Genomic DNA, 16,591 nt, shown 5'->3' with positions numbered 1-16,591 from the left:
TTATAAGAGACAGGCCCCCTGCCCCCTGCCCTCTTTCTCAACGAGTGAATTTAATTTTGTCTGACCACTTAACCTGCTGATAAATTGTGATAATTTGTTCACCATAACGTTGGTGACTAAAATTATTTGTAGCTGTTTTCCTCGCATTTGCTGACAGAAATTGGCGCTTTTCAGGATTTTCAAGTAAATCTATAATTGCTGCTGCTAGGGCTTTTGGTTCTCCTGGTGGTACACCCACCGCATCATAATTATGAGTGAATAACTCAGCCGCACCACCAGCTTGAGATACTATCACTGGTTTACCACAAGCCATTGCTTCTACTATTGCTAAACCAAAGGGTTCTGGTTGGGTACTGGCATGAATAACGATATCCAAATCACGATAGACTTGAGCAATATCTTGCTGAAAACCGAGAAAATCAACTTTGTCTGCAATCTCTAAATGTGCGGCTTTGTCTTTTAATTCCTGTTCAGAAAATTGAGAACCGCGAGTTTTATAAATTGCTCCACCAACTATACAAAAACGCACATTTAAATTAGGGTAGGTTTTGATAATTTCTGCTGCTGCTGCTAAGAAAATATCATGACCTTTCCAACGGGCAAAAGTTGCAACTAATCCTATTTTTAAGAAGGTATGGCGGGGTGAAGGTATGGGAGAGAAATAATTAATATCAACGGCATTGTAAATTAGTTCTATTGGTAATTTAGGTAGGGTAGTTTTCGCATCTTTAGCTACAGCTTCAGAAATAGCAATTCCTAGTTTAGCCCCATAGCTGACCTGTTTTAAAACCCGTGCCATGAATGGACGTGAACTATAAAAATCATGGATATGCCAAATAATTGGTATATCCTTGATTCCAGCCAATGCTATGAGTAAATGAGTTTTAATCCCGTTGGAGTGAATTAAGTCTGGTTGGAGTTGTTGGAGCGATCGCTGAAATTCTCGCAAATATTGGCCAATGTTTGGTAAAATTTTGACTAGTCTGAATAATAATATTAATCCCATTACAGCCCGATTACTACCTTTAAAAGCACTGTCACCCAGTTGGTTCAATTCTTCTGGTAATTTGACTAATTTTACTTGTACACCCAATTTTTCTGCTTCTTCTATCAATGGTCCATCAGTTCCAACAATGAGGAACAGTTGGATATTTGGCTTTGTATTCAAAAGTGCAGCTATGATAGTTAATAAAACTCTCTCTGCACCACCAATTACTCCTACAGGGTTGACAAATACAATTTTCATATATTTTCAATACCCACTAATTTTAAATAAGATTTGCCAATAATTTGAGCATGATTAGACCAAGAATATTTCTGTGCTTGAGTTAGACGCGAATTAATAGTAGGAGTGCAATTTGGATTTGCTAACACTTGTTCTATTGTTTGCACCCAAGCTGATATATCTGTAACTGGACAATACATAACAACTTCTCCACCTACTTCCCGCAATACAGGAATATCACTAGCAATTACTATACCTCCACAAGCTAAAGCTTCAATCACAGGTAATCCAAAACCCTCGGCTTCACTGGTTAATAACACGGCTGATGCTTGTTGGTAAAGAGTAGCAATAGTTGGACGTGGCAAATTTTGAAGATGAATAATTGCATCACCTATATTTAACTGCGTAATTTGCTGTTGTTGGTTTGGTGTCCACTCACCGCTCACTTTAACAAGTTGTAAATCTGGATGAATACTGCGGACTCGTGCAAATACTTCTAATAAAATATCTATCCGTTTGCGAGGAATACAGCTACCAACGTGAAGTAGAAAAGGCTGTTTAGGTATCTGCGGTGATAATATATCCGATTCAGAATTTATACTAAACTCTGAGGCGATACCATAGGGAGCATGGACTAAGCGCGATGGTTCTACCAGTTGGTAATGCTCAATTTGTTTTCTGACTTCTGCGGTAGAATAAAATACCAGGCTGCATGATTGCAAACCGTGTAAAATTCTCCGAGACATGGCTTGATACCAGCCTGGACGAGGCTCTTTTTCTGGTTCTAGAAGAGAGCGAAAGGCATCAAGATCGTGACAATATACTCCCGTCCGTTCTGGTGGTAAAACATGGGCTAAATGGGCGTAGGAGTGGTCAGAAATGTGATAAAAATCAAACTCTTTCACCCTGTTTTTGAGATACTGGGGATAGTCCCAAAAGCGGTTAAGTAAGCGATCTGCATTATAAGCAAGTTGCTTTTTACCGAGTCGAGGAATTTGTTGAAACCGGCTGTTAAATTTTGGCAGCACCTCTATAGATTGAATAGATGTGGTATATTCAGCTTGCAGGTTGTTGATTAGCATCTGAGCGCATAAATCCATACTATGCCAGCTTTCTTCCACGTAATCGCAGATAATGGCAAGACGCATTTGAGACATATTGTTAATTTTAATTTTCTTGAGTGCTTCAGAAGTTAGGGACTTCCAATTAAAAAAATCCCCAAAAGTTTCTTGTGGTGCGGGCATCTTGCCCGCTAATTACCAAGGACAGGCAGGATGCCCATCCCACAAAATTGGGTAATTTATTTTTTGGTGATCCCTTAGTAAACTAAACTAAGTAGGTTAGCGTTGAAAATTGTCGTTATGGCAAGGCAAGAGTGAAGAGGGTTTGGGCGATTTTACGCTTCTTTACACAGTTTGGTTTTATTGTGTTCACCTACTTATCTTAGTTGTTTAATTCGGATATTAATATTTGAAAAGATTTTATTTGGAATGTATTTAATTTTACCTTTACAGGGTGTAAACTACAAAAAATGTTTCGCAAACAAGATTCAAAATAAATGTTGTTAATATCACTAAAAAGTCTTTTATTCTGGTTAAAACAACCTAAATTGATGGTTTATCGCAATTCCTCAAGATTGGTCAATTGTTGATAAATTTACTAATGGGATAAAAACAGCGATAATTTGCCAAAAACCGGTACCCAAATTCAATTCTTCAAAAGTTCTGTGAAAAATTCTAAATGTTGTTTAGCAACGGAAGGCCAAGTGTACAATTTATGCGCTCTTTCTAAACCCTTCTGTCCTAGTTCTTGACGTTGAGATGGACTATTAAGCAAATCAGAAACAGCTTTAACCCAACCAAGTTGATCTTTTTCACCAACTACCAAACCTGCATCATCAATGACATAAGGAATTTCACCGCTGTCACTACCAATAACAGGAATACCACAAGCAAAAGCCTCAATTAGCATCCTTCCAAATTGTTCTTCCCAGTTAGACACAGTTTGACTGGGAGCGACAAGCATATCCATGGCATTGATGTATTGGGAAACTTTATTATGTTTAATGTCTGTACAAATTCTTACTTTGTTAGGATAACGCTCCGACCAAGTTCTTAATGATGATTCCATAACTCCACCACCCACAAATAAAGCTCGCCAAGGAGTTTCCAAGCTATCTAAAACCTTCATGAGTAAGTCTAATCCTTTTTCGGGAACAAAGCGACCTAAATAGCCAATAATAGGTGTTCCTTCTTCTTCCCACTCAAGAAGACGAAGAATTTGATGTTTTGCATCAACAGATGGGTAGAAATGATTGATATCCACACCAGGGGTAATAACTCGCATAGGACGTGAATAGCCTTGACGAGATATTAAAGTTTCGGCAACCCTTTCTCCAAAGGCAATCCATCCTGTAGAATGACTCATGGCATATTGCTCAATCCAGTTAAATGGAGGTGGGTATTGCTTAGACTTATTTTGAAATGTTGAGTAAACTAATGGAGTTTTTTCTGTCTTCCACCAAGCAACCTGTCCACCGGCAAATATGTAAGGCTCTTCCCAACAATGCACTAAATCCCAGTTTTGCTGCATAATTTCCCGCAGTCGCCAACCATAGGTCATGATGTGAATTTTGCTATTATATACAGGTACTGCTTCAAGCCGACAGATTTCATTAAGATCAGTTTCTAGGGATATAGGTCGTAGATCTCCGTACATAAAGGCAGGAGCAACGGCTGTTACTTCCCATTCGCCTTGTCCTAGACGGGCTATTTCATTGACTAATCGCCGATTCAGACTGACTACATAGGAGTGACCAATAGAGAGAAGTTTTCGAGTTTTAGGCATATATATTAACTTTTACACTTAGGTGAAGAAATTGACGGTATTTTTTATTTGAATATCATTATCAGTATCGAAACACTAGGATAATTGATTTTCATAATTTTATCCTGGTAAATAGTATAAATTTGATGTAAAAATTAACATTACCAAACTTATGGAAATTACGGCTATTGTTCCTCGTTTACCCCCTGCCGTTGATGGAGTAGGAGATTATGGGTTAAAGTTAGCTCAACAAATGTGTCAGGATTTTGGCGTAATTACAAATTTTGTGATTGGTGATCCTAATTGGTCTGGAGAAACTATTTTAGATGGGTTTACAGTTGGGCAAATTCAGCAACAATCTAGCCAGAATTTGTTAAATTTACTCAGTGCAGAAAAATCAAGGACAACAGTGTTACTGCATTATGTGGGCTATGGTTATGCCAGGAGAGGCTGTCCGATTTGGTTAGTAGAAGCTTTAGAAAGGTGGCGAAAAGAGGGAAATAAACGCCGTTTGGTGACAATGTTTCATGAAATCTATGCTTTTGGTCCAATTTGGAATAGCCAGTTTTGGACATCGCCACTCCAAAGAAACTTAGCGACTCGGTTGATTAAATTGAGCGATCGCTGTATCACCAGCAAAGAAGGATATGCTGATATTATCCGAAAATTTAGTCAAGGAAAACATTCGGATATTCCCACTTTACCAGTGTTTTCTAATGTCGGTGAACCAAAAAATCTCACCCCTTTGTCAGAACGACAGCGGCGTTTGGTAATATTTGGTGGTACTCTCCCACGTTCTCGTGTTTATCAGCAATCTCTATTAGCGTTACAGAGGACCTGTCAAGAATTGGAAATTGAGGAAATTTTGGACATTGGTTCTCCTCTCAAGTTTGAAATTCAGCCTATTAATGGAATTCCTGTTACCTGTTTGGGAATTAAATCTAGTCAAGAAATTAGTAATATATTATCTAGTTCCTTAGTTGGTTTTTTCAATTATCCTACTGAATACTTGAGCAAATCAACAATTTTTGCTGCCTATTGTTCTCACCGATTATTACCTATCGGTGTATGGTATAAAGGTAAAGATGGAGATGGTTTACAGGCTGGGAAACATTACTGGTTAGCAGACAGAAATGATCACACGCTGAATTTATTAGAAGGACAGGTAGTTGCAGATAATGCTCTCACCTGGTATCAACAACATCAATTATCTGTCCAAGCCAGTATTTTTGCAAGTTATTTATCCATCAACCGTTTATGCAGTGAGTGACTCTGTAAGCATTCAGCTATCCCTCTTCTGCCATTCTCGCCAAATAAAAACCTGAAACCCTTATTTATCAATGCTTTTGGTGATTTATTAATCTTTCAAAATATTCGCCATATTTTGTTAGTAATAAACGGTTCAAACCTTTAAGGTATATGCATTTGAAAATTAGGAAATTATTTTTTTGATTCCCAGTTTAACAGAAGAGAGAATAAGTAGTGAGACAGAATTAATTACACAATGTCATTGCATAAGCTTTACGTAGCGTTAGCCATATGGAACGAAGTGAAATGAAGCAATTCCAAGGGTTGTGATTGCTTCCCTTCCCTCGCAATGACTGTAAATATTTTTGTCCAATTACTTAAAAGGTTAATTAATGCGTTTGTACTGGGATTGATTTTCGAGAAAATTAACGGTTATAAAGATGGTTCTTCCTTCACTCCCGGTTTTATTACGTATCTCATTAAAATGGTTAGTTCACTTACGCCGTGATGTACTAGTAATCATCAGATGATCAATAAACCCCGCAAACGCATACCAAAAGCTGCTGGACTGAATCAGCCTCCTCAAAGTGTAACAAAGAAGAATGTTAAAAAACTACCCAAACGTTATCAACGGCGTAGTTGGTTATCGTCTACGTTGGCGCTGAGTCTGTTGTTAAGCAGTGCTGGTATAATTATTGGTGTTGGTTGGATGAGTGTGCTATTTATTTTAAATCCTGCCCAGGTTAGCTGGGTGAATGATTTTTTACCAAAATTGGCAAAAATATCTACAGGTAAAGGAGAATTACCGGAAACAGTTACAGCTATTGAACTCGGTTTAAGTCAAAAACAACGTCTATCTGGCGAAATCATGCCTTTAGATGGCAAGTCAGAGGAATCTTTTTTATTACCAATTTTCCAAAAACGCCAGCATTGTCAGTCTAATTGTCAAGAATTGGTAGAACTGAGGATCTATAAACTTTCCCAGGATTTGGAATATAAATTTCAGTCAAAAAAATACTACTATTTAATTACTAAATTACCTGTTATTGGTCTATCGAAAGGTTTTATAGAATCCTCTTCAGGTGTGGTTATTTCTGAATCAGACAATCAAGAAACAAAAATATATTTACCTCTAACTAAGGTGAAAGCTTTTACAGATCCTCACCTGTTTCCAGGATCTTGGTTTTATTTGCGGGGTGAATACAAAAATAACGATAATAATATTACCTATGGTCAAGTTGTCTATTACAATCCTACTCTCAAAAGCTTACAAAAAATGTTATCTTGGAAAACCCGCAATGGGCAGTTACCTAAATGGCAACAGATAACGGGTAATGATTCAAAAGATTTAATTATTGATCAAACGGTAAATATAGAACCAAATTTGCAAGTTTATCAAGTTAAACCGAGTCAGTTAGTGGCTAATTCTATTTATCTGGAAGCAATTAATTTCCAAAAACCTGCCGTTAATGAATTTGCTTTTCAACAGTCTCTGTTATTAGCCAGAAATGGACTTTGGACTCCTGCTTTTACATGGTTGAAATCTTTAGAAAAACAGCGTAAACAGCCTTTTTCAGCGGCAGCACGGGCGCAAATAGATGTCATCCGCTTACATTCGGAATTTACAAGAATGCAGGCTGAGAAAAATTGGGCAAGTCCTCACCAACAAGTTACAGCAGATATTATTGATGGTCGTTGGGAAAAGGCTTTGCAGGTATTGGAAAATTCACCTGATAATGGTCAAGAAATTACTAATTTATTACAAACTGATAAGGGGAGAATTTGGAATCGGGCTGCGGTAGCGTTGCGACTTAATCCTAATCGTCGCGCGGTTTTAGCTTGGGTAGCGTTAATTTTTAAGGTGCAACGGGGGGAAGAAAGAGCTAATGCTTGGTTGCAAGCACAACCGAATATTAATGCGGAAACACTTAACTATATTCAAGGTATTTTAACTCAAGTTGATGATGATAAAATTAATGCCTATAAAAGTCGAATTATTGGCACTGTAAAACAAGTTAGTCGCATTAATGAGGGGGATTGGTTGCCAATATCTCTGCAAACTGATTTGAAAATTACTAATAATCAAGTTTGGTATCAGGTGGAAGTTAGTGCCTTTCATGATGGTATGAGTTGGTTAAGTTATCCGTTTGCTAATTTTGACCAACTGCAAAATCAACCTCGAAAATTTTGGCGCAAACTTCTGGGGATTAGTTCTGACCCCAGTATGCAGGTTATTGTCTGGAAACCTAATGGAGAACAGGAGGTCACTAAAACTACTATTCAGGCTGTACAAGTGAGGGGACAGAGTTTACGGTTGTTAATGTTGGGTTCTGCCTTGCCTGAACGCAAGGTTAATTCTTTCCAGCCTCGACCTTTAGCTCTGACTGTGGATGCGCTAACATGGGTAGAACCGTCTCCGGTAACTGTGAAGGACTTATATCAACAACAACCTAAGTTAGTGGAGTCCATGCTGCCAGTTCTATGGCAAAAATTACAACAGTCGGGTGATTTAACTGCTGGTGTGATTCCTGATTTTCAGGAAATGCGCGAGAAAATGGCTGATTGGCCAGTTCAATTAGCTGATTTGACGAATGATCAACATCAGGAGATTGTGCTAACTATTTCTGATCCTGCTATAGCCTCTTTAAATCACTTCGATGGTAATACTTCAAAACCGACAGATAATCAAAAACGTCCCCGCACTCTCATCTTTTCGGCAGATAGTAATGTCATTTATAGCGATTTTGCCCGTACAAACCAGCAAACGCTAATAGCGATCGCTCAACTTACCGATGATCAATCTCTAGCGTTACTGGTAGAAAATAGGCAGGGATATAGTTTGGAACGTTGGTCACAAACTAATCAGCGATTTGAGTAGTTACCACAGGTGGTAACTTATGCTTCGTCGCTAGGAGCTTCGATTTGTTCGCTTTTGAGATTTTGCAATTGCTCTAAAAGGGAATCTACCTCTGCTTGTAAGTTAATAAACTTAACTTGCTGATCGCCTTGATAGTAGGCCTTCGTTAACTTCTCGACTAAGTTAGCGTGGGATTCACATTCGGAAACACTGGATGACATAGTAGACATAGTTGTTGGCATTAGAAATTTAACTCACACCATTTAGGAATAGTATAATATACTTATCTTAATCCTTGTTAAGATATTATATAGTTTTTATCATACCCTCTAAGTAGGTCACAAATGTAGTGACAGAAGACTCGGATAATTATAACAGTGTTCCCCAAATACAGCACTTCTGGGTATTATGAGGTACAAGAACCCCATACCCTCATAGCTGGCGATGAGGGGGCTAAGATGTAAATCATATAATTGGAAATCGCTGTAAAATATAGACTTGAAAAGTGGGATACTTATCCAAAAGCATTCCCAATCGTAAATCCTTAATTAAGAAATTTTTAATCCTGTGACTTTGAGCCTGTCTGCTGCTAAATCTCATTGCCAACCGTGGCCAGGGCTGATAGAAGCCTATCGTCAATACTTGCCTGTCAGTGAAAAAACCCCTGTGGTGACTTTGCTGGAAGGTAACACACCTTTGATTCCCGCGCCAGCGATCGCCGAACGTATTGGCAGACAGGTGAAGGTGTATGTTAAATATGATGGACTTAATCCCACAGGTAGCTTCAAAGACCGGGGGATGACAATGGCAATTTCTAAAGCAGCAGAAGCAGGTGCTAAGGCTGTGATTTGTGCCAGCACTGGTAATACTTCCGCCGCTGCCGCTGCCTATGCTAGACGGGGAGGAATGAAACCTTTTGTGCTGATTCCCGATGGCTATGTGGCTTTAGGTAAGTTGGCACAGGCGCTACTTTATGGCGCAGAGGTGTTAGCTATTAAAGGCAATTTTGACCGCGCTCTGGAAATTGTCCGGGAAGTGGCAGATAGTTATCCCATTACTTTGGTAAATTCTGTCAACCCCTACCGCTTAGAAGGACAAAAAACCGGAGCTTTTGAGGTTGTTGATGCTTTGGGTGATGCTCCCGATTGGTTATGTATTCCGGTGGGCAATGCGGGAAATATCACAGCATATTGGATGGGTTTTTGTCAATATCATCAAGATGGTAAATGCGATCGCCTACCGAAAATGATGGGTTTTCAAGCCGCTGGGGCTGCACCTTTGGTGAATGGTCAACGGGTGGAACATCCTGAAACCATAGCCACGGCCATTAGAATTGGGAATCCCGCCAGTTGGGATAAAGCCATTGCAGCGCAAACGGCCAGTCAAGGAAGATTCCGGTCTGTGACTGATGAGGAAATTCTCGACGCTTACCGACTTTTAGCATCATCGGAAGGGATTTTCTGTGAACCGGCTAGTGCGGCTTCTGTGGCTGGTTTGTTACAAGTAAAAGACGAAGTTCCTAGTGGTGCAACGGTTGTTTGTGTCTTAACTGGTAATGGGTTAAAAGATCCAGATACGGCTATTAAACACAGTCATGCTCAATTCAAACAGGGCATTGATGCTGATATTAAGGCTGTGGCGGCGGCGATGGGATTTGAATAGGTAGCCAGTCCTATATAAAGGGTGATTGTAGGCGATCGCCCTTTCCTCTATTTTAACCCCTTTATACTCAAAACGGCTTGATTGTTTGATTCTAAACGTAGGGGTAAAGTAAGAGCTTCATCGGTGTCAACTTAAGCTCAAATCCCTACCACATCTCGTTCCTAGTCTCTGACTAGGAATGCAGTTGATGAGGCTCTGCCTCTAATATTATTGAAGGCAGAGCCTTCTAGAATTCATTCCCTGGCTGGCTGGCTTAACTAAGATTGAGAAAGTCCGAAGACACGCCATTTTTCCCGACTGAGAAAAAAGCCAATGCCATTTTGATTAGTACAAGTTAAACCAGTTTTTTGGGAAACACACTTAAAACCGCCATTGTTCCAAGTCTGTCCATAAGCTAAAACAGTTTTATTCTTATCAGCGACAGTATCACTAATACACAAAATTTCTGGTCTAGCATCAGCAGGTAACAAAAAACCCCTTCCCCAATCAAACCCGCAATATCCAGGATAAGGTTGAGGCGGTTTGGGTTTCAGTGAAGAATTGATTTCACATCTTAAACTGTTGATTTCTCCTGGCATTAGCTCACAAAACATATTACCACTAGGGGATTGAAAACCCTTTGGTGCAGCAATACTGACCTGTGGCAATATTGTCACCATGCTGGTAATAACAAAGATGATTGGTTTGAGCAATTGTTTGTACATAATGTGATATTACCTGCAACGATCATTAAAAGCATATTTGTGGGATAATTGATTTACGCCTTTAGATACCTGTGCTTTAACCTTGCTTTTTCAATATGCAAAGTAGTACACAACAGCGTAAATCAACTACTCCACTCTCAATCAGTAATCTATAAAATAGCAAAAAAGCTAGATTAATCAGCTTCTTGACTCAGAGATACTTTCATCATTCCGGAGAGAAAGAGGACAGCAATTAACATCATTCAAACAAACTTTACCCCATTGTAAAGCCCAACGTACCAAAGCCACACGGTTATCAGTTTTCGTCTTGGTGAGAATGTTGCTAATGTGGTTATCGACTGTGCGTTTACTAATTTCCAGTTTGACTGCAATTTCTTGGTTAGTTAAGCCGGTAGCCACTAAGTCTATAATTTGCAGTTCTCTGTCTGACAGACTAACACGGGTCCCAGACTCACTAGTAGCCATGACTTATTATTCCTCCCTTGGTATATGTACTCAAATCTTACTCCTCATTCTAGAAGATTCTTTCCGAGGTAGATAGTTTTAAATGTTGCTAATAATACTAATGTCAAGATTTTCTTTTAATTTTAGGTTTGTAGTCCTACTTGTTACAAATAATAGGTATTAATTTTAACTAGGATCAATAAAAAAGCTTTATTCAAGTGCATACTGCGATAGTGTCAAACTAGATTTAGATTATGCCCCATCGAAAATCAAAAATGAAATGAGTAATCCCTCTATTTTATGTCTTGGTGAAGTCTTACTTGACTGTTTAGCTGATCAATTGGGACTTAAGCTAGAAGAAGTGAAATCATGGACTCCCTATCCTGGAGGTGCGCCGGCGAATGTAGCTTGTGCTTTGGTAAAGTTGGGAACTTCAGCCGGTTTTATCGGTGCTGTGGGTGAGGACGAAGCCGGGAGTACACTGATAAAATTATTAGAAGATGTTGGTGTAGATACAACTGGTGTGCAACGTCATTCTACAGCACCAACGAGACAAGTATATGTGGTTAGGGATTTGGCAGGCGATCGCACTTTTGCTGGTTTTGGTAAATATGATACCTCAGAATTTGCTGATACCCGCCTAGAAGCAGCAAAGTTACCAACTGCGCTCTTTAATGAAGCTGACTTTTTGGTGGTGGGAACTTTAGAACTAGCCTATCCTGAAAGTGAAAAAGCGGTTTTGCGAGCTTTGGAGTTAGCAGAACAATATGACCTCAAAATCATTCTCGATGTCAATTGGCGACCAGTATTTTGGCAAGATGAAAATACAGCTAAAACCAAAATCCTGTCATTGCTAAAGCGATTTGATTTTCTCAAATTAACCAAAGAAGAAGCACAATGGTTATTTAACACTACAGACCCAGGGGCAATTACTTATAGGCTCAATTCTTTGGAAGGGGTTTTGGTGACAGACGGTGAACATGGTTGTGCCTATTGTTTAGGGGAAAATGAAGGTAAAATGCCGGCGTTTTCCATGTCTGTCGTAGATACAACTGGTGCTGGAGATAGTTTCTTGGCTGGGTTTATCCATCAATTGCAACAAGTGGGGATTCACAGCCTCAAAGATGCAGATACAGCCAAAAGGATTGTCACCTATGCCAGTGCTGTGGGAGCATTAACCACTATTAAACCAGGTGCGATCGCTTCCCAACCAACTGCGGCAGAAGTTGATGCTTTTCTCGCTTCCCATCAACTTTAACCAATAGCATATTTTACGGGAATATCAGTGACTATACTAAACACGGTTGGGACATGGACTTTTACGAAATTACGAAAAACCTCGATTTGTAGGGGTTTAGCACTGCTAAACCCTTACCCACAGATCAAATGTATAAGCCTGTGTTGAGTATATTAGCTGATATTCCTGATACCATTTGGCATTTTTCAAGCATTTTCCAGCGATTCCCCCTTCAGATAACGTTCCAGTGCATCCGTTACCAGCTTATTGAGATTCACCCCCCGCTGTTGAGCAAATAACACCGCTTGGCGATGAAGTTGGCTACCTACACGCACATTAAAACTCCCCTTAAACGGCTTCTCTGGTTCAATCCCTCTTTCTTCACATAGAGCCAAATAATCATCAATTGCTTCCTCAAAACTAGCCCTCAGACTAGTTACATCTTCCCCCTCAAAACTAATTAAACTGCGAAGATATTCCACCTGTCCATAGAGGATTTTATCTGCATCGCTATAGTGAATAGAGCCAAAATAATCCTTATATTGCATCATGTCATTCATAGCAATTCTTCCCTTTGGAGAATCTCGATAATCTGTTCAATTTGATAAGTAGGTGGGCGGAGGAAAATCAAAATATATTTCGTTTTTTGAAATGGCTAAAAATCAACGACAATAACCCATCGAGGTGAATTTACATATCGTTACACATTTTGGTTATTTCACGTCCACCTACTTATCCTTTGAGAATATTTTAGTGACATTAATATTATCTCATCAACGTTTCTGTTAAATTTTCAGTTTTGCTAAACCTAAATAACGAATACCTTCAGGAGATATATCAAAGCGACATGGTAAAACTTCTAAACCCAGTTTAATCGCTTCTCGCAACAACTGACCATATACGGGATCTGTTGTATCTCCAGGTGCAAACTCTACACAATCACCTCGATTAATAAAATACAGCATTACCGACCGACTGGCGGGTAAAACTTCCATTAATTCCCGTAAATGCTTTTGTCCTCTGGTGGTTTCTGTATCGGGAAATAAGGCTAAAGTTCCCTGACACCAAGTTGTATTTTTTACTTCTAAATAAATTGGGCGTTCTTCAGCGCTACCCGTCAAATAAAAATCTATCCGACTTTTGCGATCTTTTCCATAAACAACTTCACCTTTCACCTGTTCATATTCACCCAACTCTGGAAATAAACGTTTTTCTAAAGCTAATTTAATTACCCGATTCGGTAAAGCCGTATTTATACCCACCCAAGCTGTTTGATTATCATTAACTTGAATTAACTCTAATGTATAAGCTAACTTGCGGTTAGGATTATCGCTTTTAGAAATTTGCACAGCACTACCAATGGTAGAAACTCCCGTCATTGGCCCCGTATTTGGACAATGTGCTGTTACTACCTCTCCAGAATCTAGTTGAACGTCAGCAAAAAACCGCTTGTAGCGTTTGAGTAAAATACCAGGATAGAGTGTGGGGTAGTTATAGAGCCAATCAATCATTAGTCATAAATAGGTAGAGCATTGATTTATAGTAACTCAATGAAAATACCATGAACAGATCCCCGACTTCTTTTGTTTATTGTGTCCGCAAACCATAAATTGATGTCAGAAGTCGGGGATATTATCACTTTACCTAAATTCTTATCGAAAAAGTCTAATTTGCATCATAAATGAGTAACTTTTGTAGTCAAATTTACAATATTTTTAGAGAAATTAAATATAATGTAGTAATCCTATTTGAGTTATGAACTAGTTTTTTTAACGAACCACAGAGGACACAGAGGACACAGAGGACACAGAGGTGGGGAAATAAGAGATGTTCACATTTCATTTAGGATTGCTATAGATATTACAGCTTACCATTTAGATAAATATGGTAGCATTTACCAATGCAAGGAAAAATATCCTATGCAAAAAGTCTCACTCTATACAGAATTAGAATATGCTTTTCTGTTCACTCTGAGAAAAGTAAACTCGATTAATACATCAGGTTTTCGACCATTTTTTGAGAATTTACCAATTGACCCCTATGTTAAGGGTGAATACCGTTCCCGCAGGTTATCCAGATTTAAAGTTTCTGGAGATAAATTGGTTAAATTGCCTCATGGATATCTATTACAAAGTAGAGAATATAATCCTTTATTGGGAGGAGTAAAAAGGGAGTTTGCAGAATTAGATGATGCACTAATAGAATTAGATATTTTCAAGAAACTGGTTTTGGCATTTTGTGATTCTTGTAAACTGTATTCGCCGGCAGAAGTTGATGTTCATCAAATTAGAACTACCTGTTCACCAACTAATTTAGGAAATCCTGCACCTGAAGGCATTCACAAAGATGGTGGTGATTTTATTGGCATTTTTTCCGCAGGAAGAGATAATATTCAAGGTGGAGAAACCCATTTATATGCTGCTAAAAAAGAAAAGCCAGTTTTTAACAAAGTTTTGCAACCTGGAGAAATAATTTTGGTGAATGAAGATCAATTTTTTCATTTTACTACGCCGATAAAACCCCAAGTTCTCGGATTGGGAAGTAGGGATGTATTTGTGATTAATTATCCTAGTATCATGTCTGACTTTTAATCACAAAACCTGTAGGGGCGCAGGGTCTGCGCCCTAAATTGTATTGCATCCAACTAATAACCCTCAAATGAGGTATAATAAGACCCATATTCCGCACTTCACAATGTAGTATCCATCTTTTCAAGAATTATTCCTAACAAGGGTTAAATTGTTCAATATTAATATTTAAAATGATGGATAAAATATGTGTTTTATTAAACGATAAAAAATAAAATTATGGAAATATTCGCGTATTATAAAATGAAGTGCGGAAAGCGGGATAAGAAATAATTAAACGCAGATGGACGCAGATAAACGCAGATAATTTTGTACTTCATCAGACTAAGAAAGATGAAATGACATTTTGTTACCAATCAATAATATAGCGTTTTTTAATTCAGTGAGGTACAAGAACCCCACCCCCAACCCCCTCCTCGCAAGCGAGGAGGGGGCTATGATATACTTGATATAATTAGGAATTGCTATAAATAATATGAATGAAAAATTTTATAACCGGGGATTAGAAAAGGCTAAACATCAAGATTATGCTGGTGCGATAGGAGAATTTACCGCTGCTATCCAACAAGATCCTGGGTTTAGTCAAGCATATATTCAACGGGGTTTAGCATATTATGATTCAGGGGCAATTCTGCAAGCTGTTTATGATTATACTGAAGCTATAAAGCTGGATGAATATAGTCGAGAAGCTTTCTATTTTCGAGCTTTAGCTAGATTGGCATTAAAAAATCTTCCTGGTGCTTTGGAGGATGTAGAAAGGGCAATTAAGGTGGATGCTGATGATGCTGCTGCTTATGATTTACGGGGGATTGTCCGACGTAAACAGGGACATATTCAAGATGCTATTTTTAATTTCAAGAAAGCAGCCGAATTATATCTAGAACAAAAAGATAAGGAAAAATGTCAAAGTTGTTTGCAAAAAATTAAACAATTACAACCACCTCAAAAACCAGAACAACAAATAAATAAGTCTGTAACTGTATCTATTACCTCTACCAATCAATATTTTCAGCAATTATTAACAAAGGCAGAACAGGGAGAAACTAGAGAAGCTATTGCTGATTTAAACTGGGTATTAAAAGTTGATCCTAAAGATGCTCAAGCCTATTGCTGTCGCGGCGTAGTTCAGTGTAAACTTGGTAATTATCGAGAAGCAATTACTGACTTTAATCAAGCACTAAAACTGGATTTTCAAGATGCCATTGTTTATCGTAACCGAGGAAAAGCCCGTTGCCAAATTGGTGATTATCAGGGTGCATTATCGGATTTAAACCAAGCTTTAAAAATGCAGCCTGAAGATCCTTTAGTTTATGTTGCTAGAGGTAATATTTATCGAGAAATGGGTAATTGTTTGAATGCAATTCAAGATTATAGTCAAGCACTGCACATAAATCATGATTACGCTCCAGCTTACTATAATCGTGGTCTTGCCTATACATTGTTGGAAGAAATACAAAATGCTGTAGCCGATTATCAAAAAGCAGCGAGTATTTATTGTGAACAAGAAGACTGGGAAAATTATCAACAGGTATTAAATAGGTTACAAAAAATTCAAACATCCCAGCCCGTAATTAATAATCAAAAATATGAAGTTTTACGTCAGCGACTGTTGCGGTTAGTGGGGGGACAATGGGAAATCGCCAAAGGCTTGATTCAACAACAAGAATATCATTATCCGGGAATGTCAGATGATTGGTATTTACAAAGAGTCATTGATCAATTAGAGCGCGATCGCAATTAGAAAATATACTACCCAAATACCCAATTTATCTAATAATTTGGGTATGTACAGTTTATGAT

14 protein-coding genes are annotated in these 16,591 nt (G+C 38.4%); 6 read left to right on the top strand and 8 right to left on the bottom strand.

What is annotated here, in order from left to right; genetic code table 11:
• Positions 1 to 37: 37 nt before the first annotated feature.
• From IQ228_RS07300 to IQ228_RS07290, 3 genes are all read right to left on the bottom strand, one after another.
• Positions 38 to 1,246: a glycosyltransferase family 4 protein gene (locus tag IQ228_RS07300; RefSeq protein ID WP_027404766.1), complete on the bottom strand. Its 1,209-nt coding sequence runs from the start codon at positions 1,244 to 1,246 to the stop codon at positions 38 to 40.
• Entirely contained in the window at positions 1,243 to 2,382 is a 1,140-nt protein-coding gene (locus tag IQ228_RS07295; protein ID WP_193962523.1) for a glycosyltransferase, read from the bottom strand. Before IQ228_RS07295 ends, IQ228_RS07300 begins: the two co-directional genes overlap by 4 nt.
• A gap of 550 nt (positions 2,383 to 2,932) precedes the next feature.
• A complete protein-coding gene (locus IQ228_RS07290; RefSeq protein WP_027404768.1) occupies positions 2,933 to 4,072 on the bottom strand; it encodes a glycosyltransferase family 4 protein in 1,140 nt (379 codons plus the stop codon).
• Between the two features lie 151 nt (positions 4,073 to 4,223).
• Here IQ228_RS07290 and IQ228_RS07285 point away from each other — a divergent pair, with 151 nt between their 5' ends.
• Entirely contained in the window at positions 4,224 to 5,321 is a 1,098-nt protein-coding gene (locus IQ228_RS07285) for a hypothetical protein (RefSeq protein ID WP_027404769.1), read from the top strand.
• A gap of 504 nt (positions 5,322 to 5,825) precedes the next feature.
• On the top strand, positions 5,826 to 8,177 hold the full coding sequence (locus IQ228_RS07280) for a hypothetical protein (protein WP_193962522.1): 2,352 nt from the start codon (positions 5,826 to 5,828) through the stop codon (positions 8,175 to 8,177).
• Positions 8,178 to 8,194: 17 nt separating this feature from the next.
• Here the strand turns inward: IQ228_RS07280 and IQ228_RS07275 are convergent, their stop codons facing one another.
• The gene (locus IQ228_RS07275) at positions 8,195 to 8,398 is read right to left on the bottom strand and encodes a hypothetical protein (protein ID WP_080683959.1); all 204 of its coding nucleotides are present in this window, start codon (positions 8,396 to 8,398) and stop codon (positions 8,195 to 8,197) included.
• 325 nt (positions 8,399 to 8,723) lie between these two features.
• Here IQ228_RS07275 and thrC point away from each other — a divergent pair, with 325 nt between their 5' ends.
• On the top strand, positions 8,724 to 9,818 hold the full coding sequence (gene thrC, locus IQ228_RS07270) for a threonine synthase (RefSeq protein ID WP_027404772.1): 1,095 nt from the start codon (positions 8,724 to 8,726) through the stop codon (positions 9,816 to 9,818).
• Positions 9,819 to 10,075: 257 nt separating this feature from the next.
• Here thrC and IQ228_RS07265 read toward each other — a convergent pair whose 3' ends face one another.
• Both IQ228_RS07265 and IQ228_RS07260 read right to left on the bottom strand, forming a co-directional pair.
• Positions 10,076 to 10,522, bottom strand: a complete 447-nt coding sequence (locus tag IQ228_RS07265) for a DUF6636 domain-containing protein (RefSeq protein WP_027404773.1) — start codon at positions 10,520 to 10,522, stop codon at positions 10,076 to 10,078.
• Between the two features lie 177 nt (positions 10,523 to 10,699).
• Positions 10,700 to 10,987, bottom strand: a complete 288-nt coding sequence (locus IQ228_RS07260; RefSeq protein ID WP_027404774.1) for a LuxR C-terminal-related transcriptional regulator — start codon at positions 10,985 to 10,987, stop codon at positions 10,700 to 10,702.
• A 259-nt stretch (positions 10,988 to 11,246) separates the two neighbouring features.
• On the opposite strand from IQ228_RS07260, the gene IQ228_RS07255 reads away from it, so the two are divergent.
• On the top strand, positions 11,247 to 12,224 hold the full coding sequence (locus tag IQ228_RS07255; protein ID WP_193962521.1) for a carbohydrate kinase: 978 nt from the start codon (positions 11,247 to 11,249) through the stop codon (positions 12,222 to 12,224).
• A 185-nt stretch (positions 12,225 to 12,409) separates the two neighbouring features.
• Here the strand turns inward: IQ228_RS07255 and IQ228_RS07250 are convergent, their stop codons facing one another.
• Together IQ228_RS07250 and sfsA are read right to left on the bottom strand one after the other, a co-directional pair.
• Positions 12,410 to 12,763: a type II toxin-antitoxin system HicB family antitoxin gene (locus IQ228_RS07250; protein WP_027404776.1), complete on the bottom strand. Its 354-nt coding sequence runs from the start codon at positions 12,761 to 12,763 to the stop codon at positions 12,410 to 12,412.
• Positions 12,764 to 12,988: 225 nt separating this feature from the next.
• Entirely contained in the window at positions 12,989 to 13,714 is a 726-nt protein-coding gene (gene sfsA / locus IQ228_RS07245; protein WP_193962520.1) for a DNA/RNA nuclease SfsA, read from the bottom strand.
• A gap of 408 nt (positions 13,715 to 14,122) precedes the next feature.
• On the opposite strand from sfsA, the gene IQ228_RS07240 reads away from it, so the two are divergent.
• Together IQ228_RS07240 and IQ228_RS07235 are read left to right on the top strand one after the other, a co-directional pair.
• Positions 14,123 to 14,794 carry a 2OG-Fe dioxygenase family protein gene (locus IQ228_RS07240; RefSeq protein WP_193962519.1) on the top strand — a complete coding sequence of 224 codons (672 nt, stop codon included), beginning with the start codon at positions 14,123 to 14,125 and terminating at the stop codon, positions 14,792 to 14,794.
• A gap of 472 nt (positions 14,795 to 15,266) precedes the next feature.
• Entirely contained in the window at positions 15,267 to 16,532 is a 1,266-nt protein-coding gene (locus IQ228_RS07235; RefSeq protein ID WP_193962518.1) for a tetratricopeptide repeat protein, read from the top strand.
• The last annotated feature ends 59 nt before the right edge of the window (positions 16,533 to 16,591 follow it).

The organism is Dolichospermum sp. LEGE 00246 (genome assembly GCF_015207865.1).
Classification (GTDB): Bacteria; Cyanobacteriota; Cyanobacteriia; order Cyanobacteriales; family Nostocaceae; genus Dolichospermum; species Dolichospermum heterosporum.
Note: the sequence above shows the minus strand (reverse complement) of the source record. Positions and strands in the feature narration are given on the sequence as shown.

Coding starts and splice junctions, on each gene's coding strand:
- IQ228_RS07300 (WP_027404766.1), bottom strand. CDS start 1,246: ATGAAAATTGTATTTGTCAACCCTGTAGGAGTAATTGGTGGTGCAGAG.
- IQ228_RS07295 (WP_193962523.1), bottom strand. CDS start 2,382: ATGTCTCAAATGCGTCTTGCCATTATCTGCGATTACGTGGAAGAAAGC.
- IQ228_RS07290 (WP_027404768.1), bottom strand. CDS start 4,072: ATGCCTAAAACTCGAAAACTTCTCTCTATTGGTCACTCCTATGTAGTC.
- IQ228_RS07285 (WP_027404769.1), top strand. CDS start 4,224: ATGGAAATTACGGCTATTGTTCCTCGTTTACCCCCTGCCGTTGATGGA.
- IQ228_RS07280 (WP_193962522.1), top strand. CDS start 5,826: ATGATCAATAAACCCCGCAAACGCATACCAAAAGCTGCTGGACTGAAT.
- IQ228_RS07275 (WP_080683959.1), bottom strand. CDS start 8,398: ATGCCAACAACTATGTCTACTATGTCATCCAGTGTTTCCGAATGTGAA.
- IQ228_RS07265 (WP_027404773.1), bottom strand. CDS start 10,522: ATGTACAAACAATTGCTCAAACCAATCATCTTTGTTATTACCAGCATG.
- IQ228_RS07260 (WP_027404774.1), bottom strand. CDS start 10,987: ATGGCTACTAGTGAGTCTGGGACCCGTGTTAGTCTGTCAGACAGAGAA.
- IQ228_RS07255 (WP_193962521.1), top strand. CDS start 11,247: ATGAGTAATCCCTCTATTTTATGTCTTGGTGAAGTCTTACTTGACTGT.
- IQ228_RS07250 (WP_027404776.1), bottom strand. CDS start 12,763: ATGAATGACATGATGCAATATAAGGATTATTTTGGCTCTATTCACTAT.
- sfsA (WP_193962520.1), bottom strand. CDS start 13,714: ATGATTGATTGGCTCTATAACTACCCCACACTCTATCCTGGTATTTTA.
- IQ228_RS07240 (WP_193962519.1), top strand. CDS start 14,123: ATGCAAAAAGTCTCACTCTATACAGAATTAGAATATGCTTTTCTGTTC.
- IQ228_RS07235 (WP_193962518.1), top strand. CDS start 15,267: ATGAATGAAAAATTTTATAACCGGGGATTAGAAAAGGCTAAACATCAA.